24 protein-coding genes are annotated in these 22391 nt (G+C 73.1%); 15 read left to right on the top strand and 9 right to left on the bottom strand.

Annotated features, from left to right (window positions below; genetic code table 11):
* Window positions 1-7: 7 nt before the first annotated feature.
* From ACH4K1_RS02305 to glmS, 3 genes are all read right to left on the bottom strand, one after another.
* Entirely contained in the window at window positions 8-1456 is a 1449-nt protein-coding gene (locus ACH4K1_RS02305; RefSeq protein ID WP_398085611.1) for an NAD(P)H-hydrate dehydratase, read from the bottom strand.
* 234 nt (window positions 1457-1690) lie between these two features.
* A complete protein-coding gene (locus ACH4K1_RS02300) occupies window positions 1691-2059 on the bottom strand; it encodes a holo-ACP synthase (protein WP_398085608.1) in 369 nt (122 codons plus the stop codon).
* Window positions 2060-2102: 43 nt separating this feature from the next.
* Window positions 2103-3950: a glutamine--fructose-6-phosphate transaminase (isomerizing) gene (gene glmS / locus ACH4K1_RS02295; RefSeq protein ID WP_398085605.1), complete on the bottom strand. Its 1848-nt coding sequence runs from the start codon at window positions 3948-3950 to the stop codon at window positions 2103-2105.
* A gap of 105 nt (window positions 3951-4055) precedes the next feature.
* Here glmS and ACH4K1_RS02290 point away from each other — a divergent pair, with 105 nt between their 5' ends.
* Both ACH4K1_RS02290 and ACH4K1_RS02285 read left to right on the top strand, forming a co-directional pair.
* The gene (locus ACH4K1_RS02290; protein ID WP_398085602.1) at window positions 4056-4277 is read left to right on the top strand and encodes a type II toxin-antitoxin system VapB family antitoxin; all 222 of its coding nucleotides are present in this window, start codon (window positions 4056-4058) and stop codon (window positions 4275-4277) included.
* Window positions 4274-4684, top strand: coding sequence for a PIN domain-containing protein (locus ACH4K1_RS02285; RefSeq protein WP_398085599.1), 411 nt, complete (start codon window positions 4274-4276; stop codon window positions 4682-4684). The genes ACH4K1_RS02290 and ACH4K1_RS02285 overlap by 4 nt, the downstream gene beginning before the upstream one ends.
* A 118-nt stretch (window positions 4685-4802) precedes the next feature.
* Here ACH4K1_RS02285 and ACH4K1_RS02280 read toward each other — a convergent pair whose 3' ends face one another.
* Window positions 4803-6170 (bottom strand): M14 family metallopeptidase, encoded by a 1368-nt coding sequence (locus ACH4K1_RS02280; RefSeq protein WP_398085597.1) that lies wholly within the window; start codon window positions 6168-6170, stop codon window positions 4803-4805.
* Window positions 6171-6435: 265 nt separating this feature from the next.
* On the opposite strand from ACH4K1_RS02280, the gene ACH4K1_RS02275 reads away from it, so the two are divergent.
* From ACH4K1_RS02275 to ACH4K1_RS02265, 3 genes are all read left to right on the top strand, one after another.
* Window positions 6436-7272, top strand: a complete 837-nt coding sequence (locus tag ACH4K1_RS02275; protein WP_398085594.1) for a helix-turn-helix domain-containing protein — start codon at window positions 6436-6438, stop codon at window positions 7270-7272.
* A gap of 91 nt (window positions 7273-7363) precedes the next feature.
* A complete protein-coding gene (locus tag ACH4K1_RS02270; RefSeq protein WP_398085591.1) occupies window positions 7364-7852 on the top strand; it encodes a cupin domain-containing protein in 489 nt (162 codons plus the stop codon).
* Entirely contained in the window at window positions 7849-8568 is a 720-nt protein-coding gene (locus ACH4K1_RS02265) for an SGNH/GDSL hydrolase family protein (RefSeq protein WP_398085588.1), read from the top strand. Before ACH4K1_RS02270 ends, ACH4K1_RS02265 begins: the two co-directional genes overlap by 4 nt.
* Before the next feature lie 248 nt (window positions 8569-8816).
* Here ACH4K1_RS02265 and ACH4K1_RS02260 read toward each other — a convergent pair whose 3' ends face one another.
* Entirely contained in the window at window positions 8817-9902 is a 1086-nt protein-coding gene (locus tag ACH4K1_RS02260; RefSeq protein WP_398085587.1) for an epoxide hydrolase family protein, read from the bottom strand.
* A gap of 98 nt (window positions 9903-10000) precedes the next feature.
* On the opposite strand from ACH4K1_RS02260, the gene ACH4K1_RS02255 reads away from it, so the two are divergent.
* Window positions 10001-10459, top strand: a complete 459-nt coding sequence (locus ACH4K1_RS02255; protein ID WP_398085585.1) for a MarR family winged helix-turn-helix transcriptional regulator — start codon at window positions 10001-10003, stop codon at window positions 10457-10459.
* Between the two features lie 136 nt (window positions 10460-10595).
* Here the strand turns inward: ACH4K1_RS02255 and ACH4K1_RS02250 are convergent, their stop codons facing one another.
* Window positions 10596-11585: a hypothetical protein gene (locus ACH4K1_RS02250; protein WP_398085582.1), complete on the bottom strand. Its 990-nt coding sequence runs from the start codon at window positions 11583-11585 to the stop codon at window positions 10596-10598.
* Window positions 11586-11792: 207 nt separating this feature from the next.
* On the opposite strand from ACH4K1_RS02250, the gene ACH4K1_RS02245 reads away from it, so the two are divergent.
* From ACH4K1_RS02245 to ACH4K1_RS02205, 9 genes are all read left to right on the top strand, one after another.
* On the top strand, window positions 11793-12176 hold the full coding sequence (locus ACH4K1_RS02245) for a Scr1 family TA system antitoxin-like transcriptional regulator (RefSeq protein WP_398085580.1): 384 nt from the start codon (window positions 11793-11795) through the stop codon (window positions 12174-12176).
* Window positions 12173-12364 carry a DUF397 domain-containing protein gene (locus ACH4K1_RS02240; RefSeq protein ID WP_398085578.1) on the top strand — a complete coding sequence of 64 codons (192 nt, stop codon included), beginning with the start codon at window positions 12173-12175 and terminating at the stop codon, window positions 12362-12364. Before ACH4K1_RS02245 ends, ACH4K1_RS02240 begins: the two co-directional genes overlap by 4 nt.
* 17 nt (window positions 12365-12381) lie before the next feature.
* Window positions 12382-12765, top strand: a complete 384-nt coding sequence (locus tag ACH4K1_RS02235) for a VOC family protein (protein ID WP_398086567.1) — start codon at window positions 12382-12384, stop codon at window positions 12763-12765.
* 314 nt (window positions 12766-13079) lie between these two features.
* Window positions 13080-14030: a hypothetical protein gene (locus ACH4K1_RS02230; RefSeq protein ID WP_398085575.1), complete on the top strand. Its 951-nt coding sequence runs from the start codon at window positions 13080-13082 to the stop codon at window positions 14028-14030.
* Window positions 14031-14036: 6 nt separating this feature from the next.
* Window positions 14037-15656, top strand: coding sequence for a M16 family metallopeptidase (locus ACH4K1_RS02225; protein ID WP_398085572.1), 1620 nt, complete (start codon window positions 14037-14039; stop codon window positions 15654-15656).
* Between the two features lie 148 nt (window positions 15657-15804).
* Window positions 15805-16434, top strand: coding sequence for an RNA polymerase sigma factor (locus tag ACH4K1_RS02220; RefSeq protein WP_398085569.1), 630 nt, complete (start codon window positions 15805-15807; stop codon window positions 16432-16434).
* Window positions 16422-17387, top strand: a complete 966-nt coding sequence (locus ACH4K1_RS02215) for a CU044_5270 family protein (RefSeq protein WP_398085567.1) — start codon at window positions 16422-16424, stop codon at window positions 17385-17387. The genes ACH4K1_RS02220 and ACH4K1_RS02215 overlap by 13 nt, the downstream gene beginning before the upstream one ends.
* A gap of 107 nt (window positions 17388-17494) precedes the next feature.
* Window positions 17495-18490, top strand: coding sequence for a type I pantothenate kinase (gene coaA / locus ACH4K1_RS02210; RefSeq protein ID WP_398085564.1), 996 nt, complete (start codon window positions 17495-17497; stop codon window positions 18488-18490).
* Between the two features lie 28 nt (window positions 18491-18518).
* On the top strand, window positions 18519-19484 hold the full coding sequence (locus tag ACH4K1_RS02205; RefSeq protein WP_398085561.1) for a DUF389 domain-containing protein: 966 nt from the start codon (window positions 18519-18521) through the stop codon (window positions 19482-19484).
* 138 nt (window positions 19485-19622) lie between these two features.
* On the opposite strand, the gene glmM is transcribed toward ACH4K1_RS02205, so the two are convergent.
* From glmM to rplM, 3 genes are all read right to left on the bottom strand, one after another.
* A complete protein-coding gene (glmM, locus tag ACH4K1_RS02200; RefSeq protein ID WP_398085558.1) occupies window positions 19623-20981 on the bottom strand; it encodes a phosphoglucosamine mutase in 1359 nt (452 codons plus the stop codon).
* A gap of 309 nt (window positions 20982-21290) precedes the next feature.
* A complete protein-coding gene (rpsI, locus tag ACH4K1_RS02195; RefSeq protein ID WP_373465128.1) occupies window positions 21291-21827 on the bottom strand; it encodes a 30S ribosomal protein S9 in 537 nt (178 codons plus the stop codon).
* 44 nt (window positions 21828-21871) lie between these two features.
* Window positions 21872-22315 carry a 50S ribosomal protein L13 gene (gene rplM, locus ACH4K1_RS02190; RefSeq protein WP_003966932.1) on the bottom strand — a complete coding sequence of 148 codons (444 nt, stop codon included), beginning with the start codon at window positions 22313-22315 and terminating at the stop codon, window positions 21872-21874.
* Window positions 22316-22391: the final 76 nt, after the last annotated feature.

Here is a 22391-nt window from a genome sequence, read left to right as displayed (position 1 = left end):
CCCCGGCTCAGCCGGCCCGCACGTCGCGCCAGGCGGCCGGGATGCCGGCCGCCACGTCCTGCGCGGAGACCGGGGCCCCGTCCGAGCGGCGCCGGGCGGCGAGCCCGTGCAGGTACGCGCCCACGGAGGCGGCGTCGCGCGGGGCGAGCCCGGCCGCGAGCAGGGAGCCGGTCAGCCCGGAGAGCACGTCGCCGCTGCCCGCCGTGGCGAGCCAGGACGTACCGGTCGGGTTGACCCGCACGGGGGTGTCCCGGGCCTCCGCGACCAGGGTCGTGGAGCCCTTGAGGAGGACGGTGGCGCGGTAGCGGGCGGCCAGTTCGCGGACGGCGGCGAGCCGCCCGCTCTCGACCTCGTCCCGGGCCCTGCCGAGGAGGGCGGCGGCCTCGCCCGCGTGCGGGGTGAGGACGGTGGGGGCGGTCCGGGTCCGTACGGTCTCCGCGTCCAACAGGTGCAGCCCGTCCGCGTCGACCAGGACGGGGACGTCGGCGGCCAGCACGTCGGCGACGGCCGCCGCCGCGTCCTCGCCGTCCCCGAGCCCGGGCCCGACGACCCACGCCTGTACGCGTCCGGCCTGCGACGGCGGTCCTTCGTGCACCAGCGTCTCGGGGAACCGGGCGATCACGGCCTCCGCGCCCGGCCCCACGTACCGCACGGCCCCGGCCCCGCCGTGCAGCGCGCCCGCGACCGCGAGGACGGCCGCGCCCGGGTAGCGCTCGGACCCGGCGACGACGCCGACCACTCCGCGCCGGTACTTGTCGCTCTCGGCCCCGGGCACCGGCAGCAGGGCCGCCACGTCCGCGTACTGGAGCGCCTCCAGGTCCGGCGGTTCGGGCAGCTCCGGGCCGAGCCCGATGTCCACCAGCCGCAGGGCGCCGGCGTGCTCGGCGGCCGGGTCGATGAGGAGGCCGGGCTTGTAGGTGCCGAAGGTGACGGTCGCGTCCGCCCGGACCGCGTCGCCGTGCACCTCCCCGGTGTCGGCCTCCACCCCGCTCGGCAGGTCGACGGAGAGCACCGGGGTGCGGTCCCGGGCCACGGTGTGCAGCAGCTCGGCGGCGTCCGGCCGCAGCCCGCCGCGTCCGCCGATGCCGGTGATGCCGTCCACGACGAGGTCGAGCACGCCGAGCCCGTCCGGCCCGTCCACCACCCGCCCCCCGGCGGCCAGCAGCGCGGCGAGGCCGCCGGGGTGGGCCCGGTCGGGAGCGAGCAGCAGGGCCCGGACGCCCGCGCCCCGGCGGGCGAGGCGGGCGCCCGCGTAGAGGGCGTCGCCGCCGTTGTCGCCGCTGCCGACGAGGAGCAGGACCCGGGCCCCGTACACCCGGCCGTTGCGCCGCAGCAGATCGCCGCAGGCCACGGCGAGCCCGGCGGCGGCGCGCTGCATCAGCGCGCCCTCCGGCAGACGCTGCATGAGGGCGGCCTCGGCGGCCCGTACGGTCTCCACGCTGTAGGCACGTCGCATGGTCCCCACCCTCCGCGATCACGGGGCCGGACGCCAACCCCGGGGGGCGTGGCGCGCGCCGTGGTCCCCGGGGCGGGCGCCGGCTCCGCCCGTCGGGGAGCGGGCGGGCCGCGGTCGGCGGGCTCCCCGCTCGTCCCGGCCTCCCCGGCGCACGCGCAGGCCCCGGCCTCCTCCGGCGCACACGCGGGGTTCGCCCTGCGCACGCCCCCCTCTCCCCGGCGGCGCCCTCCGGGCTCACCCCTCCGCGATCACCACCGCCGACGCCACGCCCGCGTCGTGGCTGAGGGAGACGTGCCAGCCGCGCACGCCCAGTTCGGCGGCGCGGGCGGCGACCGTGCCGGTCACCCGCAGCCGGGGCCGCCCGCTCTCCTCGACCCAGACCTCGGCGTCGCTCCAGAGCAGTCCGCCCGGCGCGCCGAGCGCCTTGGCCAGGGCCTCCTTCGCCGCGAACCGGGCGGCGAGCGAGGCGGTCCCGCGCCGCTCGCCGCTCGGCAGCGTCAGCTCCCCGGCGACGAAGAGCCGGTCGGCCAACTGGGGCGTACGCTCCAGCGCCGCACCGAACCGCTCGATCTCGGCCACGTCGATCCCGACTCCGATGATCACGAACCCACCCTCGCCATCCCCATCACCCGGGGCGCGCCCCGGCTCACTCTACGGTCACGGACTTCGCCAGGTTGCGCGGCTGGTCCACCTCGTTGCCGCGGGCCGTCGCCAGCTCGCAGGCGAAGACCTGGAGCGGCACGGTGGCGACCAGCGGCTGAAGCAGCGTAGGCGTTGCGGGGACGGTGATGAGGTGGTCGGCGTACGGGGCGACGGCCTCGTCGCCCTCCTCGGCGACGACGATCGTGCGCGCGCCCCGGGCCCTGATCTCCTGGATGTTGGAGACGATCTTGTCGTGGAGGATCGAACGGCCGCGCGGCGAGGGGACGATGACGACGACGGGCAGCCCCTCCTCGATGAGCGCGATCGGACCGTGCTTCAGCTCGCCGGCCGCGAAGCCCTCGGCGTGCATGTAGGCGAGCTCCTTGAGTTTGAGCGCGCCTTCGAGGGCGACCGGGTAGCCGACGTGCCGGCCGACGAAGAGGACGGTGTCGTGGTGGGCGAGGGACCGGGCCAGCTCGCGCACCGGCTCCATCGTCGTGAGGACGCGGTCCACCGCGCGGGGCACGTCCGCGAGCTGGCGCACCACGGTGCGGATCTCGTCGCCCCACTTGGTGCCGCGCACCTGGCCGAGGTAGAGCGCCACGAGGTAGCAGGCGACCAGCTGGGTGAGGAAGGCCTTGGTGGAGGCGACGGCGACCTCGGGCCCGGCGTGGGTGTAGAGGACGGCGTCGGATTCGCGCGGGATGGTCGAGCCGTTGGTGTTGCAGACGGCGAGGACCTTCGCGCCCTGTTCGCGGGCGTGCCGCACGGCCATCAGGGTGTCCATGGTCTCGCCGGACTGGGAGATGGCGACGACCAGGGTGCGCTGGTCGAGGATCGGGTCGCGGTAGCGGAACTCGCTGGCCAGCTCGGTCTCGCAGGGCAACCGGGTCCAGTGCTCGATGGCGTACTTGGCGATCATCCCGGCGTGGAACGCGGTGCCGCAGGCGACGATGACGACCTTGTCGACCTCCCGCAGCTCGGCGGCGGGGATGCGCACCTCGTCGAGGTGGAGCAGCCCCTCCCCGTCGACCCGGCCGAGGAGGGTGTCGGCCACGGCCCCGGGCTGGTCGGCGATCTCCTTGAGCATGAAGGAGGCGTGGCCGCCCTTCTCGGCGGCGGAGGCGTCCCAGTCCACGTGGTACTCGCGCACCTCCGCCGGCTCCCCGTCGAAGCCGGTGACGACGACGCCCTCCCGGCTCAGCTCGACCACCTGGTCCTGGCCCAGCTCGATCGCGGAGCGGGTGTGCGCGATGAAGGCGGCGACGTCGGAGGCGAGGAACCACTCGTCCTGCCCGACGCCGACGACGAGCGGCGAGTTGCGCCGGGCGCCGACCACCACGTCCGGCTGGTCCGCGTGCACGGCGACCAGGGTGAACGCCCCCTCCAGCCGCCGGCACACCTGCCGCATCGCTTCCGCCAGCTCCCCGCCCGCCGAGAACGCCTCGGCCAGCAGATGTGCGACGACCTCGGTGTCCGTCTCGGACTCCAGGGCGTGGCCGCGCCCGGTCAGCTCGCGCCGCAGGGCGGCGAAGTTCTCGATGATCCCGTTGTGCACGACGGCGACCCGGCCCGCGTTGTCCAGGTGCGGGTGGGCGTTGGCGTCGGTGGGCGCGCCGTGCGTCGCCCACCGGGTGTGTCCGATGCCGGTCCGTCCGGCCGGCAGCGGCCGGTCGCCCAGCTCCTTCTCCAGATTGACGAGCTTGCCCGCCTTCTTCGCGGCGGCGAGCCCGCCGTCCGCGAGCACGGCGACGCCCGCCGAGTCGTAGCCCCGGTATTCGAGGCGCTTGAGTCCCGCGACGACGACGTCCTGCGCCGACTGTCCACCGACATAACCCACGATTCCGCACATAGCGGCACCATAAGGCCGAAAGCGGTTCGCGGGAGGAATGTTGGTCACACACGATTCTTCGTACATGCCCCACATGGCGCAGGACGCACGACGGGAGGGCCGGACATGTCGGTGACCCAGATCGACATAGACGATGAAGCTCTGGAGCGGGCGATGGCCCTGTCCAAGGCCCGGACGAAGAAGGAGACCGTCAACATCGCTCTGCGCTTCTACGCCGAGCAGCAGGAGCGGGCGGCACGCCTCAGCCGCCATTTCGACCGCGCGCGCACCTGGGGTGCGGTCGAGGACGCCGAGCGGCGGCACCGGGCGGAGAAGGACGCTCAGTGATCTACCTGCTCGACACCTCGGGCCTCGTACGACTGCTCTCCAGCGCAGCCCTCTCATCGGCTTGGTCCGAGGCGATCGAGGCCGGAACGATCGCCTCCTGCCATCCGCAGCGGGTGGAGTTCCTGTACGGCGCCCGTGACGCGCGCGAGTACGACGAGATCGTGGAGATGTTCGCCGACCTCTACCCGGACGTTTCCGTACCGAAGGGCGCGGGACGCCGGATCACCTCGGTCCAGCACCGCATGGCACGCGCCGGGCGGCATCGCAGCGCCTCCGCGGTGGACCTGGTCCTCGCCGCCACGGTGGCCCACCACGGGCTGACGGGCCTCCATGACGACCTCGCCTACCGGACGGTCGCCCGTCACGCCCCGGACCTCGGCGAGCACAGCGTCCACGACGTGGCCTGACGCCGGTACGGACCCCAGCGGCCACACGGCCCCGCTCCGGTGCGGGCCCTGTCGGGTCGCGCACCGGAGCGGCGTCGGGCTCGCCCCGTCAGGAGCGGTCAGGAGCAGTCCGGAACGGTCAGGAGCAGTACTGCGCCTCCTTGCCGATGGACCGGTACATGCAGTCCGCGTTCTCGATCAGTTGCAGGACCGCGTCCCGGTTGCGGGACGTCTCGCGCTCGATGACCTCGTCGGGCGGGTAGAAGCCGCCGCCGGAGGCCGAGCGCGGGTACATCTCGAAGGTGTAGCCGAAGATCTTCTGCGAGCCCCACAGCCAGTCGTCGATCGACCCGTCGGTGATGTAGAGGTCGCTGGACTGCTCGGCGGTGTACCCGTTGCTGGCCGCCATCTTCTTGCCCACCGCCGCGAAGGCGTTGCGGTCGTCGGCGGTCATGCCGGGGGCGGTGTCGTTGTACGTGTAGCCGAAGGGCCACAGCACCAGCTCGCTGTACGTGTGGAAGTCGATGGCCGCCGTGATCTGCTGCTTCCCGCCGACCACCCGGCTGCGCACGAAGTCCGCCACGACCTTCGTCTCGGGCGCGGACTCGGCGGCCGTCCCCCGGTAGGTCTCGGAGGAGGGGCTGGAGGAGGAGCCGCCGCAGCAGCCCCACTTGTAGGCCCAGTTGCGGTTGAGGTCGGTGCCGACCGCGCTGGAGCCGGAGTTGGGCTGCCGGTTCTTGCGCCAGCTGCGGTACGAGCCTGAGGCGATGTCGTACTCACCGCCGTCCGGGTTCATGTCCGGCACGATCCACAGCTCGCGGCCGTTGACCGCCTGCGTGATCCGGGAGTCGGAGCCGTACCCCTGGCCCAGCTCGCGCAGCAGGTAGAGCGCCATCTCGACGGTCAGGTGCTCGCGGGCGTGCTGGTGGGCGGTGAAGAGGACTTCCGGCTCTGCCTCGTCGGTGGCGACGTTGTCGCTGACCTTGACCGCGATGACGTCCCGGCCCTGGTACGTCTTGCCGATGACGCGCTTGCTCATGATGGCCGGGTTCGCCGCGATGCGGGCGGTGATCTCCGCGTTCATCTCGGCGTAGTTGTGGTAGCGGGAGTCGGCGGGCGGGAAGTCGAGGGCGTTCACGCCGTCCGCCGCGTGCGGGGCGGCGGCGGGGGCGGGCAGGGCCTCCAGGGTGTGGCCGCGCGCCCGGAGCTTGCGGGCCTGGGCGGCGTCCGCGGTGACCACGACGCCGTGGTCGTGGACCTCGTCGATCGAGACGCCCGCGCGGGCGATGTCGGTACGGGCGGCGGGGGTGGTGCGCCCGGGGATCTCGTACTGGAGCGTCCGCTCGTCCGCGGCGACGGCCGCGTCCGGGGCCGAGGGTCCGGCGGTCGCCACCGTGGCGGCGGGGGCGGCGAGGCCGAGGGCGAGCAGGACGGCGAGGGCGGCGGTGCGGCGGGGCTTCGCCGGCCGGGTTCTCGGCCGGGGCGTCCGCGGAGTGGCAAGTCGCATGCTGGCTTCTCCTGGGTCCGTCGGGGTGGGGGGTGGAGCTGTGCGACGGGTTCAGAGTCCTGCTATGTCATGGTCAGGTCAAGGTAACCATTCCGGCCACGGCCTCTCCCGCGCACCGCCGTTGCCGTTGCCGTTGCCGTCCAGCGCCGCACACGCGCCGGCACGGGCGGTACGAGAACAGGCGGCGGCCGTACGAGACCAGGCGGCAGCGGTACGAGAACGGGTGGCGGTGCCTCCGGGCCGAGCGGCTCGTACACTCACGGAAATGGAGGACCACACGGCCCCCGGGATCAGTGCCCGTCCGGCGCCCGCCCTGCGGCAGTACGTCGACTCCTACGTGGGCTTCGACCTCCGCGGGCTCCCGGCGGGGGTGCACTGCGGCCCGCCGGGCCGCGCGCTCACCGCGGTGATCAGCCTGTCAGACCCTTTGGAGCTGGCGGCGGGCGTCGACGACGGGTCGCCGGTCACCCGGTTCGGCAGCGTGGCCGGCGGTCTGATGTGCCGGTCCGTCGCGCTTCACCACGACGGACGCCAGCAGGGTGTTCAGGTGGCGCTGACACCGCTCGGGGCACGGGCCGTCTACGGCATGCCCGCCGCCGAGCTCGCCCACCGGCTGGTCCCCCTGGACGAACTTCTCGGAGCACTCGGCGCCGAGCTGGTCGACCGGCTCCGGTCCGCGCCGACATGGGCGGCACGGTTCACCGTGGTGGACGAACTGCTCCTGCGCGCTGTCGGCCGTGGCGGCTGCGGCGACCCCGTGCGGCGGGTGCGCCCCGAGGTGGCCGAGGCGTTGCGCCGCCTCGTCGCGGCGCGGGGCCGCGCCCAGGTCGGTGCGGTCGCCGCCGAACTCGGCTGGAGCCGCCGGCACCTCACCGAGCGGTTCCGCGGTGAGGTGGGCCTGTCGCCGAAGACCTTCGCCCGCGTCCTGCGCTTCGAGCACGCGCACGAACTGGCGGCGGCGCGGAATCCGCTCCCCTGGGGCACGGTGGCAACCGTCTCCGGCTACGCCGACCAGGCCCATCTCGTGCGGGACTGGCGCGAGTTCACGGGCCGGTCACCGACGGCCTGGCGTCGCGGAGAAGTCCTGCTAGGAGCCGGGTGACCCCCGGCCCTCCCCCCGCCACCCCGGCTCCTTCTCCTCTCCTTCCCTTTTCTTCAAGACCGGCCGAGCGCCGTCGTGGACGATCCTCGGCATGAGACTCGTCGACCACCCACGCGATGCCATAGACCTGCGGACCACCCCCGTCCACCTCGGGCTGGGATCGCGAGCGAAACCCGTCGAGGGCTTCGCCTGGAGCCCGGAGGTGCTCCGGGCCTACAGCGACGCGGTCGCGGCGGACGGCGCCGAAGGCCGAATGGTGATGATCTTCGACGGCGAGGGGCCCGGCGACCACGAAGAGAGCCACCCCGCGGGCGACGAACTGGTCGTCTGCCTCAGCGGGTCCGTGACGGTCACCCGCGAGGTGGACGGGGTTCCCGAGCGCGTTCCGCTCGGGCCGGGGGAGGCCACCGTCAACCCGGCCGGGGTGTGGCACGTGGTCGACATGGAGGGCCCGTCGTCCCTCCTGTCCGTCACCGCGGCCCTCGGCACCGACCACCGCCCTCGGACCGACACCCGCCCTCGGGCCGACGCCCGTGCGACCGGACGCGCCGGCACGCCCAGCCCGGAGGAAGCGCCGTGACGACACGCGTCGCGTGCCTCGGCGACAGCCTCACCCGCGCCCAGTTCAGCGTCGACTACCTGGATCTCCTCGCCCGACGCCACCCGCCCGGCGACGTGCGCCTTGCCCGTTTCGGCGCCAACGGCGACTTCGCCTACAACCTCATGCAGCGCCTCGATGCCGTCGTCACGAACCCGCCCGATGTGATCACCGTGCTGATCGGGACCAACGACGCCCGAGCGAGCCTCGCCGGCTACCCCGTCGAGCGGGCCATGAAGCGCAAGCAGCTTCCCGAACGCCCGTCGGCGGGCTGGTTCCAGCAGTGCCTGGAAGCCGTCGTCACACGGCTGCGTACGGAGACCGACGCGACGATCGGCCTGCTGTCGCTGCCGGTGCTCGGCCAGCGGTCCGAAGGAGCGGCGGCCCGCGCATCGCAGGCGTACAGCCGGATGATCTCCGAGGTCGCCGCCGCCCACGAGGTGGCCTACCTCCCGCTCCACGAACGCCAGGTCGAGGAGTTGCGCCGAGCGGACCCGCCGCCGGTCCCGTACCGGGAAGCGACGCCCGCGGCGGTCATCGGCGTCCTCGTGCAGCACGCGGTACTGCGCCGCAGCCTCGACACGATCTCCCGGCGGCGGGGTCTCGTGCTCACGACCGACCACATCCACCAGAACAGCCGCGGCGCGACCCTGATCGCCGAGGCCATCGACACCGGTCTGCTGGACCACAGCGGGTAGCCGGTTCCGGCGTCCGGCCGTCGGATGCCGCCCACCGGGCCGAGGCGGCATCCGGTCCGGCCGGCCACCGCGTACGCCGCACCCGGTGGGCGTGAGGGGCGTACGCGACGCCCGGTGCGCGGCGACGGCCGGTACGGCTCGGCCGGCTCTGTTCCGCCCGGGTGTTCCAGCCTTTCAGGACTGCCCCACAGGAGGACGACGAACGGGGCCGGGACGGATCGGGAGGCCGTCCGCGGTTTCTTCCGCGCTCACCGGGCGGGGAGCCCGAGGAAGAAGGCCCGGACGTCCTCGGCGAACAGCTCCGGCACCTCCATCGCGGCGAAGTGACCGCCCCGGTCGAATTCCGACCAGTGCCGGATGTCGTACAGCCGCTCGGCCAGCGGCCGCACCGAGCGCGTGATGTCGTGGGCGAACACCGCCACCCCCACCGGCACCGGGCACGGCACGGTCGCCCGCACCATCTCCCGGTGCAGCCGTGCCGAGGACGCGGCGGTGGCGGTCAGCCAGTACAGCGAGACGTCGGTGAGCATCCGCTCGTCGTCCACCGGCGAGCGGGGATCGGTCCACTGGGCGAAGCGCTCGGCGATCCAGGCGAGCTGGCCGACCGGCGAGTCGGTCAGCGCATAGCCGATGGTCTGCGGGGTGGCGGACTGGAGGGCCTGGTACGGCGGGCGGTTCGCCATCAGCCGCCTGACCCCGTCCAGGCGGGCTTCGTCCTCCGGCGAGAGGTCGATCCCGGCGTCCGGGTCGGGCCGGGTCGGCAGGTAGTTGACGTGCACCCCGACCACGTGGCCGGGGGCCGCCGCGCCGAGCGCCGTCGAGATGCCCGAACCGAAGTCGCCCCCCTGTGCGCCGTAACGCTCGTAGCCGAGGCGGCGCATGAGTTCGGCCCAGGCCCGTGCGATCCGGTCCGCGTCCCAGCCCCGTTCGCGGGTGGGCCCGGAGAAGCCGTAGCCCGGAAGGGACGGGATCACCAGGTGGAAGTCGCGCGCCAGCGGCTCGACCACATCGAGGAACTCCAGGAAGGATCCGGGCCAGCCGTGGGTGAGGATCAGCGCGAGTGCGCCCGGCTTCGGAGAGCGGACGTGGACGAAGTGCACGTTCTGGCCGTCGATCTCGGTGGTGAAATGGGTGAACTCGTTGAGCGCGGCCTCGTGCTTCCGCCAGTCGTAGCCGGTGTGCCAGCGGTCGGCCAGCTCCTTGAGCCGTGCCAGCGGGAAGCCGTAGTCCCACCCGGCGTCGGCGACCTCGTTGGGCCAACGGGTGCGGGCGAGGCGGTCGTTCAGGTCGTCGAGGTCGGCCTGCGGGATATCGATGCGGAACGGTGTGATCACGGTCGCGGTCCTCCATATCATTGGTGCAACCAACGTTGGGGCGACCCACCATACGGCCGGTTCGTGGGTCCGGCCAACGAGTTGTATAGGTTGCGTTCATGGACACCCAAGAGGGGACGCCGCCGCAGCGGCTGCGCGCGCTGCCGAGCAGGTTGACCAACCAGGCGGCTCTGGCCGCCAACCGGATCGTGGACCGGGCGCTCGCCGAGGCCGGCGTCCGGCGCTACCACTACGCCCTTCTCGCCGCCTCGGAGGAGTACGGCCCGTCCAGCCAGGCCGACCTGGGCCGCCGCACGGGCATCGACCGCAGCGACATGGTGGCGACCGTCAACGACCTGGCCGAGCGGCGGCTCCTCGACCGGACGCCCGACCCGCAGGACCGTCGGCGCAACATCGTCAGCATCACCACGGCGGGCCGGAGGGAGCTCGGCCGCCTCGACCGGCTGCTCGCCGCCGCCCAGGACGCGTTCCTCGCGCCGCTGCCCCCGTCCGACCGGCAGGTCCTGACCGACCTGCTCACCCGCCTCGTCGACCACCACGGGGGCCGGCACGGCTGACCGTGCCGCACGGACGAGGCGTGCGCGCGGGGCGCGCGGGTGGGGGGTGTGCGGACAAGGCGTGCGCGGGCGGGAGGCGGGAGCGCGCGGGCGGGCGGTCCGCGGACCGTCCAGACCGTCTGACCGGGAAGGCCGATCACGCTCCGGTCGGGCAGCGCTCGTCGGCGTACGCGCGTACCTCGCGGCACTCCCGGCACCACCCCGGCGCCGCCGACCGGAAGGCCCGGTCGCAGCCGTCGCAGTTCTGGAGCGGGGCGACGGCGGGCAGCGGTGGCGGGAGGAGCGCGATGAGCCGGTGCCGCAGCAGCTTGGCCGGATGCCGGAGGGGCACGGGCGGATCGTCGGTGAGCGCCGCCCGTACGGCCTCCGGTCGCACCCCGCGCTCCAGCCAGGCCGCGACGCCGGGGGCGAGCCGCTCGACGTCCGCCTCGGAGAGGACGAATCCGGGTGCGGAGAGCTGGAGCCCGGCGAGCAGCCGGACGGCCTCGCCGGACAACGCGGCGCCGGGCTCGCACGGGCGGGACAGCGGCGGGGGCGGCGGTTTCGGCGCGGTGGGCAACGGCACGAGCCGCCGGACGGACTCCGGTACGGGGGCGGGGGCGGGGGCGGGGTCAGCCGGGTCGGGCACGGTCTCCGGTACCGACACCAGCACGTGGGCCGGTGCGGGTGCGGGTGCCGGCTGCGGCACAGGTACGGGAACGGGTCGGGGGACGGGCGCGGGCTCGGGCGCGGCTCCGGTCACCACCAGCCGTACGGTCCCGCTCGCCGTCGCCCGCCGGACCGACGCCTCCGGATGGTTGTACGACTCCGTGCGCACGGTCACCCGCCCGCCCGACGCCCGCACCCGGACGCGGCGCAGAAAGCCGTGCCGCTCCAGCTCCCGCAACGCGGCGGCGATGCGGGCCTCGCTCTCCGGGAAGATCGCGGCGAGCGCCTTGATACCGACCCGCCACCCATCGGGAACCGACTGGATGTGGGTGCAGAGGCCGATCGCCAGCAGGGAGAGGCCCCGGTGCTGGGAGAGCCGGTTGGAGATGATCGTGTAGCCGTCGGTGAGCCGGATGTTGACGTGTACGACACCGGCGGACGGAACGGGCGGGGGCGCGCTAACCTGCTGGGTATCCATCGGGAAGCTCCGTACTTCCTTGGTGGCCAGGCCTTCGGTCGGGATGCCAGTCCCGGCCGGGGGCCGTCTCATGTCTGGGGTGGTGGTCAGCGTGAGCATATGCCCGCCAACAGGGCCAAAAGCCAGCCCGATCAGCACGCTCCACCCGCGCGGGTGATGGCGCCTCGCGCCCGCTGACGCGGGGCCCGCAGAGGTACACCCGGGAGGGTGGGTGGGGTGTTTTCTCCAGGGATCACAGACAGGTACTCAAAAGCTTTTGCGTCGTGCGTCACCGGAGGCGGAACGGCCCTGCGACGCCGGCTCGAACACCTGCTGGAGCTGAGCCGGTTGCGGTATGTCGAGCTCCCGGTCATGCCCATGGAGGCGGAGGAACACGCTGGACCGGGCGGCTCGCACCGCCTCCTTAAACTCCATGGCGGAAAGGCCGTCGGGCTCAACGAGGCCCAGCTGGTCAGCGGGCTGACCAGCGGACCGATCAGCGATCCGAGGCAGGTGCAGATCCTGGAGATGCGCTCCACCCTGCTCCGGCCGCAGGCCCTCGCGCCCCGGCTGTCGCGGGAATTCATCGAGAAACTGTCGGGAGAGACATGAGCACCCCCGAGCCGACCTGGTTCAAGAGCAGTTGCAGCACCAACGACGGTCCGTCCTGCGTCGAGGCCGCCACCGACCTCACCGCCATCCGCGTACGCGACTCCAAGCAGCTCCCCGCCGGCGGACCGCACCTGGGCTTCACCCCCACCGGCTGGGCCGGCTTCACCACGTACACCTCGGAGGTCTGACCGTGCCCATACAGCCGATGGTCCAGGTCAAGGACTTCGACCACCTCGTCCTCAACGTCGGTGACGTCGAGAGGGCCCTGGAGTTCTACTGCGGGCCGCTGGGCCTGGAGCCGGTCCGGGTGGAGGAGTGGCGGGCGGGCAAGGTGCCGTTCCCCTCGGTCCGGGTCAGCCCGACGACGATCATCGACCTGCTCGACCGCCCGCGCGGCGAGTCGAACGTGGACCACATCTGTCTCGTCGTCGAGCCGCTCGACTGGCAGGAGGTCATCGACTCCGGAGTGTTCACGGTGAAGGAGGGGCCCGTCCCCCGCTTCGGGGCACGGGGGTCGGCCACGTCGGTCTACGTCACCGACCCGGACGGCAACACCGTCGAACTGCGCTGGTACCCGCAGGACGCCTGAGTGCGAGGCCGGGCCCGCACGGGCCCGGCGTTCGCCCCTCGGTTTCGTCCGGCGCGCAGAGGCCCGGTCCGCAGAGGCCCGGCGCACAGAGACCGGGCGCCCGGGTGCCCGGCCCGGGGAAACTCCCCCGCGCTCAGCCCGCGCCGGGTGCTAGCCTCCCGTTCCGATCATCACACCGCCCTCCCCTCCTTTCCCCCTCTTCCCCCCTCCTGCCGCCCAACTGCCGCCACCTGCCCGTTCGTCGACACGCCGCGCGCGCCTCCCGCGCCCGGGACCCCACCGGTCGCGTCCGCAGCCAGCATCCGAGGACCGACGTGTCTCCGACCGAACCCGACCTGATCCGCGCCGAGTTCGACCTCTGCCGCCAGATCCCCTCCCTCGTGGACCTCCGCACCGCCGTACGCGGGAACGACTGGGACACCGTGGAGGCGTACTTCGCCTTCCTGGGCGACGACGAGGACGAGCGGGCGGTGGCCGCGAGCCTCGTCGCCGGCCTCAGCTCCGCCGAACGCTTCCTGGAACGCGCGGTCGCCGACCACGGGTCGCCGCTGGCCCGCACCCTGCTCGCCGCCCGCTACATCGACGTCGGCTGGGACATCCGCAGCGGGTCCACGGCGGAGCACGTGTCGCGGGAGCAGTTCCAGCAGTTCCACCGCTGGCTGCGGCGGGCCGAGCAACTGCTGATCGGTGTGTGCGCCGACGAACCGTCGTACGCCCTCGCCTGGTCGTACCGGCTGACGACCGCGCGGGGGCTGGAGCTCGGGGCGAGCGAGGCGCGGCGGCGGTACGACCGGCTGGCCGAACACCACCCGCACCACATCCAGGGGCAGATCCTGCTGCTCCAGCAGCTGTGCCCCAAGTGGGGAGGGCGCTGGGAGGAGGCGTTCGGCTTCGCCCGGCAGTGCCTGGAGGCGGCGCCCGCCGGGAGCCATGCGGGGCGGCTGGTGGCCCAGGCTCACCTGGAACGCTGGCTGGACGGCAGCGACGACGGACCCGGCGACTACCTGCGCGCCACGGAGGTACGGGACGACGTCCTGGCCGCGGCCGACCGTTCCGTACGGCACCCGGACTACCGGCCGGGCTTCCACTGGGTGGGCGACCACAACGACTTCGCGGGCGCCCTGAGCCTCGGCGGTCACCACCGGGAGGCCGCCCCGTACTTCCGCACCCTCGGGGACAAGGCGACCGAGCTGCCCTGGGGCTACTGGGGCGACCGGGAAGTGCAGTTCCTCAAGCACCGCAGACGCGCACTGGCGAAGGGCTGAACGACGATGACCCAGCAGACCGACGGCCCCGCCGCCGCCACGACACCGGACGGGCCCGCCGCCGGCTCCGTTTCCGCCGCGCCCCCCGCGCCCGGGTTCATCACCGAGACCGAGGTCGACCGCATCCCGACCCTGCTCACGGCCAGGTCCGGCGGCGGCCCGGTCACCGCGGGCCTGTACTTCCGGGTCGGGGCCGCGGACGAGACACTGGCCACGGCCGGCCTCACCCACCTCGTGGAACACCTGGCGCTCCACCGGCACGGCGTCTCCGACCTGCACTACAACGGGTCCACCGCCGCCACCCACACCCACTTCGTGGTCTCCGGCACCGCCGAGGAGGTCGTCGCCTACCTCAACGGGGTCTGCGCCTCCCTGCGCGACCTGCCGGTCGAACGCCTCGCCACCGAGCGCGAGATCCTGCGCACCGAACAGGCGGGCCGCAGCCGGGGCATCAACCACCAGCTGCCCCTGTGGCGTTACGGAGCGCGGGGCTACGGCCTGGTCAGCTACCCGGAGTACGGCACCCTGCATCTGACGGCCGACGCGGTGCGCGACTGGGCCGCGACCTGGTTCACCCGGGACAACGCGGTCCTGTGGATCATCGGCGACACCGTGCCCGAGGGCCTGGACCTGACCCTGCCGGCCGGGCGGCGGCAGCCGCTGCCCGTGCCGACCTCGGCCCTGCCCGTCACCCCCGCCCACCTCACGGGCGGCAGCGGCGGAGTGGTCCTGGACGGCATCGTGCGGCGCAGCGTGGCGGCCTCGCTCTTCGCGGAGGTGCTGGGCCGGGCCCTCTTCACGGACCTGCGGCAGAAGGGCGGCTACTCCTACGCCGCCGACTGCGACTACCAGCCGCGCGACAACGACCACGCGACCCTCACCGCCTTCGCGGACGCGCTCCCGCAGAAGCAGGACGCGGTGGTGGGCGGGTTCATCGACGTGCTGGCGCGGCTGCGGGCCGGGACCATCGACCCGGCCGAACTCGACTCGGCCAGGGCGAAGGCCCTCAAGCAGTACGAACGCCCGGACATCTGCGCGACGGCCCTGCCCTCGTACGCCCTGAACGTGCTCACCGGGCACCCCAACCTGAGCCCGGACGAGCACCGGGCGGAGGTGGACGCCGTCACCGTCGAGGACCTGCGCGACGTGGCCGGGGAGCTGTACGACAGCGCGCTGATCCAGGTGCCGGGGCGGGCCGTGGACTGGGCGGGCTTCACGCAGGCGCCCCAGTGGTCCGCCCCGGTGCCCGAACCGGCGGGCACCGTGCACCGGTCCCGGGAGCGCGACGGCGTGAGCCTGGCCGTCGGACCGGAGGCGGTCACCCTGGTCACCCCCGGCGGGCAGGTCACCGTCCGGTACGACGCGTGCGCCGCGATGCGGGTCTTCCCGGACGGGGCCCGGCACCTCATCGGCTTCGACGCCTTCGTGGTGGAGGTGGAGCCGACGCTGTACGCCAAGCTCACCCCGGACCGGATGGCGGTCCTCGACGCGGGCGTCCCGGCGTCCGCCGCCGTCCCCATGCCGGAGCGCGACCCGGAGGAGATCCCGCGGCCGCCCGTGCGGCGCGGCGGCCTGAAGGACCGGACGCTGGGCATGCTGCGCTCCCTGCGACCGGGACGCGGCTGACGGAACGGGGACGGAGGGCGTACGGGCATCGCGTCGGCGCCCGCCCGTGCGCGTACGGACACCGCGTCGGCGCCCGCCCGTGAACCTTTCCGGCCGCTACGGACAACAGGGGTGACAGCCACACCGACCGACGCACCCTGGAGGCGCAGTGACCGGACCACCACCGGCCCTCCCCGAGGCAGCGGGTGACGCGGGCGACGGCCGGGACGACGCCGACGTCATCGCCCAGTCCCTCGACGAGCCCGAACTCTTCGCCGGGCTGTACGACCGGCACGCCCCGGACATCCACCGCTACGCCGCCCGCCGCCTCGGGGAGGGCGCGGCGGACGACATCACGGCGGAGACGTTCCTCATCGCGTTCCGCACCCGCGACCGCTACGACACGGGCCGCCGGCTGGCCCGGCCCTGGCTGTACGGCATCGCCGCCAACCTGATCGGCAAGCAGCGACGTACCGAGGTCCGCGCGCTCAAGGCGCTGGCCCGGACCGGCCACGACCCGGTCACCGCGTCCTGGAGCGACCGCTCGGACGGCCGGCTCGCCGTCCAGGCCCCGCTGGCCGGGGCCCTGGCCGCGCTGTCCCCCGGCGACCGGCACGTGCTGCTGCTCGTCGCCTGGGCGGACCTCGGCTACCAGGAGGTCGCCGACGCGCTGCGGATACCGCTGGGCACCGTCAGATCCCGCCTGAACCGGGCCCGCCGCAAGGTCCGCGCGTCCCTGAGCACCGACCCCGCGTTCGCCTCGGCCGAAGAGGAGCTGAGCCCGTCATGGACGAACTGACCCTGCTGAGGGAGTTGCGCGCCGACGCCCCCGTACCCGACCGCGCCGCCCTCGCCCCCGGGCGCGCACTCCTGACCGACGCCATCGCGGACAGGAGCCGCCGAACCCGCAGGCTGCGGGCCGACTGGCGGGTCGCCTCACTCGGTGCGGCGGCCGCGATCACGGCGGCGGCCCTGATCGTCACCCAGGTCGTGGACACCTCCTCGGACCCGGACGCCCTCGCGGACAATCTCGACCTGTCCGGCCCGGCGGTGACCCTGAACCGGGCGGCCGATTTCGTGGAAGGGGAGGAGGCCCCTCCGGAGCCCCGGGCCGACCAGTGGGTCTACACCGTGGCTCTGTCCGCGAAGCCGGAACTGGCGGCCACGGAGAACATCGCCGACCCCGACACCGGCCCCGAGACGTCCTGGGCCCCATACGCGGACCCGGAGATGGAGAAGGACCCGGCGGACGACTCCTGGTCGGCCCGCGAGACCTACCGGGCGGCCGAAAGCCTGCCGGACGACCCCGCGTCCCTGCTGGCGGAGGTCCGCGCCCTCTACCCGGCGTTCGACACCGAGCGGGGACGCGGGGAGAGCGGCACCGCCCGCACGTTCCGCGGACTGAGCACGCTCATCGAGTCCTACCCGCTGCCGCCCGCCGCCCGCGCCCGCATCTACCGGGCCCTCGGCACCGTACCGGGGGTGCGGGTCACCGACCACCTCGTGCGTGACGCGGCGGGCCGCAGGGCGATCGCCGTCACCTACGAGGAACCGGGCAGCCACGAGCGCCAGGAACTCCTGCTGTCCCCGTCCGACTACTCCTACGCGGGCACCCGCCACGTGGTGACCGAGGACCACGACGTGAAGGAGCTGGGCTTCGTCAGCCGGATGACGGCCGGGGACATCACCCTGGACCGCGCACGCCTCACCGCGGCCGTGGTCGGCGCCCGGGGCGAGACGCCTCAGCCGTAGGGCGGAGGGCCGGGGGCGGGCCGGGGGTGGCGGGTCCCGGCCCGCGCCCGCCACCCACGTGACCGACCCCACCCCCCGCTCCGTTGAAACTCCCGTAACAATGGAGGGTGATCACATCGCCCGCACGGAGCCCCCACCGTCGCACCGAGCACGCGCCGACCCCGTATGTCGACCTGTCGCGCGACGAGTGGAGCGCGCTGCGGGACAAGACGCCGCTGCCGCTGACCGCCGAGGAGGTGGAGCGGCTGCGGGGGCTCGGGGACGTCATCGACCTGGACGAGGTGCGGGACGTCTACCTGCCGCTCTCCCGGCTGCTCAACCTCTACGTCCAGGCCACCTCCGGGCTGCGCGGCGCGCTGAACACCTTCCTCGGGGACGCCGGGAACGGGCACGGGGCGCAGCGCGGCACCCCGTTCGTCATAGGGGTCGCGGGCAGCGTCGCCGTGGGCAAGTCCACCAGCGCCCGCATCCTCCAGGCGCTGCTGGCCCGCTGGCCGGAGCACCCGCGGGTGGAGCTGGTGACCACGGACGGGTTCCTGCTGCCGATGAAGGAGCTCCAGGCACGCGGGCTGACCTCGCGCAAAGGGTTCCCGGAGTCCTACGACCGGCGCGCCCTGACCCGATTCGTCGCGGACATCAAGGCGGGCAAGGACGAGGTGACCGCGCCCGTCTACTCGCACCTGATCTACGACATCGTCCCCGGGGAGCGGCTCTCCGTGCGCCGCCCCGACATCCTCATCGTCGAGGGCCTCAACGTCCTGCAGCCCGCCCTCCCCGGCAGTGACGGCCGCACCCGCGTCGGACTCGCCGACTACTTCGACTTCAGCGTGTACGTGGACGCGCGGGCCGAGGACATCGAGACCTGGTACCTGAACCGCTTCCGCAAGCTGCGCGCCACGGCGTTCCAGGACCCGTCCTCGTACTTCCGCAGGTACACCCAGGTCTCCGAGGAGGAGGCGCTGGACTACGCGCGCACCATGTGGCGGACCATCAACAAGCCGAATCTGCTGGAGAACGTGGCGCCGACGCGCGGCCGTGCCACTCTGGTGCTCCGCAAGGGGGCGGACCACAAGGTCCAGAAGCTGTCCCTGCGCAAGCTCTGACCGAGCCGTCCCCGGGAGGGCCGACCGCGTGCTGCATCTGCGTCTGATCGTGCCGGCCGACGCCACCGACGAGGTCGTCGAACTGCTCTCCTCCACCGTCGGCACCGCCCACCTCGTGGTCCTGCCCGGCGCCGCCCGCTCCCCCGTCGGCGACGTGGTGATGTGCGACGTGGCGCGCGAGGCGGGCGACGAGTTGATCGGTGCGCTGCGGCGGCTCGGCATCGATCGGTCCGGGTCGATCACCATGGAGAACATGGAGCTGACGCTCTCCGACCACGCCGACAGGGCCGAGCACGAGGCCCCCGGCGACGGTGCCGACGCGGTGCTGTGGGAGGAGCTGACGGAGGCGACGCACGAGGAGTCGACGTTCTCCATCACCTACGTCTCCTTCCTCGCCCTCGCCACCATGCTCGCCGCCTGCGGGGTGATGCTCGACAACGCGGTCCTGATCGTGGGCGCGATGGCGGTGGGGCCCGAGTTCGGTCCGCTGGCCGGGATCTCCACCGCTGTGGTGCAGCGCGCCCCCCGGCTGGTGGGGCGCTCGCTGTGGGCGCTGGTCGGCGGGTTCGCGGCGGCGATGCTCGTGACGGCCGGTTTCGCCTGGCTGATGGACGCCTTCGGCCTGTTCGACCGTTCGATGATCGCCAAGGCCCGGCCGAACACCGGATTCATCTGGCACCCGGACTGGATGTCGTTCGTGGTGGCGTTCCTGGCGGGCATCGCCGGGACGCTCTCGCTCACCTCGGCCAAGTCCGGGGCGCTGATCGGGGTGGCGATCTCGGTGACGACGGTCCCGGCCGCCGCCAACGCGTCCGTCGCGTTCAGCTACGCGGACTACCAGCAGACCGTCGGCTCCGCCCAGCAGCTCCTCGCCAACCTCGGCGGCATCATCCTGGCGGGCACGCTGACCCTCCTGCTCCAGAAGGCCCTGGAGCGGGTCCGGCGCACACAGAAGCCCCCGGCGAGCACGCCGGGGGCTTCGGTGGGCGGCTGAGGCGACGGACGGCCCTGCGCGACACGGGGGCGGTCCCTGCGCGACACGGGACGGCCCTACGCGACACGGGGCAGTCCCTACGCGCCGCGTGGGGGCCGGAGCGGGACGCGCGGCGGGCCCGCCGCGCGTCCGGGGGGCTCAGCCCAGTGCGGACTTCACGACATCGGCCAGCCGGCCCGCGACGGCCCGCGCCTGCTCGATGTCGGCGGCCTCCACCATGACCCGCACCAGCGGCTCCGTACCCGACTGGCGCAGCAGGACGCGCCCGGTCTCGCCCAGCTCCCGCTCCGCCTCCACGACGGCCGTGGCCAGCTCGGCGGAGGTGTTCACCCGGGTCTTGTCGACGTCGGGCACGTTGATGAGGACCTGCGGCAGGCGCTGCATGACCCCGGCCAGCTCGGCGAGGCTGCGGCCGGTGGCGGCGACGCGGGCCGCCAGCATCAGGCCGGTCAGCGTGCCGTCGCCGGTCGTGGCGTGGTCCAGGACGATGACGTGCCCGGACTGCTCGCCGCCGAGCGCGTAGCCCTCGGCCTTCATCGACTCCAGGACGTACCGGTCGCCGACCGCCGTCTGGACCAGCTGGATGCCCTCGCGCTCCATGGCCAGCTTGAAGCCGAGGTTCGACATCACCGTGCCGACGACGGTCTGCTTGCGCAGCTGCCCGGCGTCGCGCATCGCGAGGGCCAGGACGGCGAGGATCTGGTCGCCGTCGACCTCCTCGCCCGCCGCGTCCACCGCGAGGCAGCGGTCGGCGTCCCCGTCGTGGGCGATGCCGAGGTCGGCCCCGTGCTCGACGACGGCGGCGCGGAGCAGGTCCAGGTGGGTGGAGCCGCAGCCGTCGTTGATGTTCAGGCCGTCCGGGTCCGCCCCGATGGTGACGACCTCGGCCCCGGCGCGCGCGAACGCCTCGGGCGAGACCCGGGCGGCGGCGCCGTGCGCCTCGTCCAGGACGACCTTGAGGCCGTCGAGCCGGTTGGGCAGGACGCCGATGAGGTGGGCGACGTACCGGTCGAAGCCCTCCGTGTAGTCGGTGACCCGGCCGACACCGGCGCCGGTCGGACGGTCCCACGGCTCACCGGTGCGGTGCTGCTCGTAGACCGTCTCGATGCGGTCCTCCAGCTCGTCGGCGAGCTTGTGGCCGCCCCGCGCGAAGAACTTGACGCCGTTGTCGGGCATCGCGTTGTGGCTGGCGGAGAGCATCACGCCGATGTCCGCGCCGAGCGCTCCGGTGAGGTACGCGACGGCGGGCGTCGGCAGCACGCCCACGCGCAGCACGTCCACACCGGCGCTGGCCAGACCCGCCACGACGGCGGCCTCCAGGAACTCTCCGGATGCACGCGGATCACGTCCGACCACGGCCGTCGGGCGATGGCCGGCGAAGGTGCCCGCCTCGGCGAGTACGTGCGCCGCCGCGACCGAGAGGCCGAGCGCGAGCTCGGCCGTCAGATCGGCGTTGGCGACACCGCGTACCCCGTCCGTACCGAAGAGTCGTCCCACTGGTGTCCTCCGAAGTGCTCCGAAACCACAAACCACTACTGCACAGCACGCGCGCTGAGCAACCAAACAACGAAATCCGATGAAAACCCGCAAAAAGGCACATCAGGCGGCAGGGCATGACCGACCCCGAGGTGCACGACGGCGGCGCCCGCCGGGCCGCGGCCCGTCCGGCCCTGCCCGGGCCCGCACGAACCCGTCCGGTCCGATGAACGCCTTATGCCGTTATACGCCCGCGAGCCTCGATAGACGAACGCCCCGGCAGCACGGTGTGTGCCGCCGGGGCGAACGTGGCAGTCGAGCAGGCGATATTTAGCGCTTGCTGTACTGCGGGGCCTTACGGGCCTTCTTGAGACCGGCCTTCTTGCGCTCGACCGCACGGTCGTCGCGGGAGAGGAAGCCGGCCTTCTTCAGCGTGGCGCGGTTGTTGTCCACGTCCGCCTCGTTCAGCGCGCGGGCCACGCCGAGGCGCAGGGCGCCGGCCTGGCCGGAGACGCCGCCACCCGAGATGCGGGCGATGACGTCGTAGCGGCCGTCGAGCTCGAGCACCTTGAAGGGCTCGTTGACTTCCTGCTGGTGCACCTTGTTGGGGAAGTAGTCCTCAAGGGTGCGACCGTTGATCTTCCACTTGCCGGTGCCCGGAACGATCCGGACGCGGGCGATGGCGTTCTTGCGACGGCCCAGGCCGGCGGCGGGCTGCGGGTCGCCGAAGCGGCCGGCGAGCGACTCGGAGGTGTACTCACCCTCGACGGGGACCTCCGACTCGAAGGTGGTCACCTCGGCGAAGGTCTCCTCGCCGTCGGTGCCCACCGTGTCGTCGGTGGTCGTCTCAACAGTGGTCTCGGCCACGATGCTCCTCAGATCTTTCTGTATGTCTTAGGGGGTGGCCGGAACTACTGCGCGACCTGGGTGATCTCGAACGGGACCGGCTGCTGGGCAGCGTGCGGGTGCTGGTCGCCCGCGTAGACCTTGAGCTTCGAGAGCATCTGACGGCCCAGGGTGTTCTTGGGGATCATGCCCTTGATGGCCTTCTCGACGGCCTTCTCGGGGTTCTTCGCGAGCAGCTCGTCGTAGCGCACCGAACGGAGACCGCCCGGGAAGCCCGAGTGGCGGTACGCCATCTTCTGGGTCTTCTTGTTGCCGGACAGGTGCACCTTGTCGGCGTTGATGATGATGACGAAGTCGCCCATGTCCATGTGGGGGGCGTAGATCGCCTTGTGCTTGCCGCGGAGGAGGTTGGCCGCCGTGGTGGCCAGACGGCCCAGGACGATGTCCTGAGCGTCGATGATGTGCCACTGGCGAGTGACATCGCCGGGCTTGGGGCTGTACGTACGCACTTCGTAGCCTTCGCTTCTTCAGTGGATGAGGTCCAGACACATGGCACCCCTGAAGCGATCATGCAGCTGGGGCTCA

The organism is Streptomyces sp. NPDC017448, from assembly GCF_044330565.1.
GTDB lineage: Bacteria > Actinomycetota > Actinomycetes > Streptomycetales > Streptomycetaceae > Streptomyces.
This window is presented reverse-complemented; position numbering and strand designations above follow the sequence as displayed.

Coding starts and splice junctions, on each gene's coding strand:
- ACH4K1_RS02290 (WP_398085602.1), top strand. CDS start 4,056: ATGTCGGTGACCCAGATCGACATAGACGATGAAGCTCTGGAGCGGGCG.
- glmS (WP_398085605.1), bottom strand. CDS start 3,950: ATGTGCGGAATCGTGGGTTATGTCGGTGGACAGTCGGCGCAGGACGTC.
- ACH4K1_RS02225 (WP_398085572.1), top strand. CDS start 14,037: ATGACCCAGCAGACCGACGGCCCCGCCGCCGCCACGACACCGGACGGG.
- ACH4K1_RS02240 (WP_398085578.1), top strand. CDS start 12,173: ATGAGCACCCCCGAGCCGACCTGGTTCAAGAGCAGTTGCAGCACCAAC.
- ACH4K1_RS02250 (WP_398085582.1), bottom strand. CDS start 11,585: ATGGATACCCAGCAGGTTAGCGCGCCCCCGCCCGTTCCGTCCGCCGGT.
- ACH4K1_RS02275 (WP_398085594.1), top strand. CDS start 6,436: ATGGAGGACCACACGGCCCCCGGGATCAGTGCCCGTCCGGCGCCCGCC.
- ACH4K1_RS02215 (WP_398085567.1), top strand. CDS start 16,422: ATGGACGAACTGACCCTGCTGAGGGAGTTGCGCGCCGACGCCCCCGTA.
- ACH4K1_RS02270 (WP_398085591.1), top strand. CDS start 7,364: ATGAGACTCGTCGACCACCCACGCGATGCCATAGACCTGCGGACCACC.
- ACH4K1_RS02305 (WP_398085611.1), bottom strand. CDS start 1,456: ATGCGACGTGCCTACAGCGTGGAGACCGTACGGGCCGCCGAGGCCGCC.
- ACH4K1_RS02280 (WP_398085597.1), bottom strand. CDS start 6,170: ATGCGACTTGCCACTCCGCGGACGCCCCGGCCGAGAACCCGGCCGGCG.
- ACH4K1_RS02255 (WP_398085585.1), top strand. CDS start 10,001: ATGGACACCCAAGAGGGGACGCCGCCGCAGCGGCTGCGCGCGCTGCCG.
- ACH4K1_RS02235 (WP_398086567.1), top strand. CDS start 12,382: ATGGTCCAGGTCAAGGACTTCGACCACCTCGTCCTCAACGTCGGTGAC.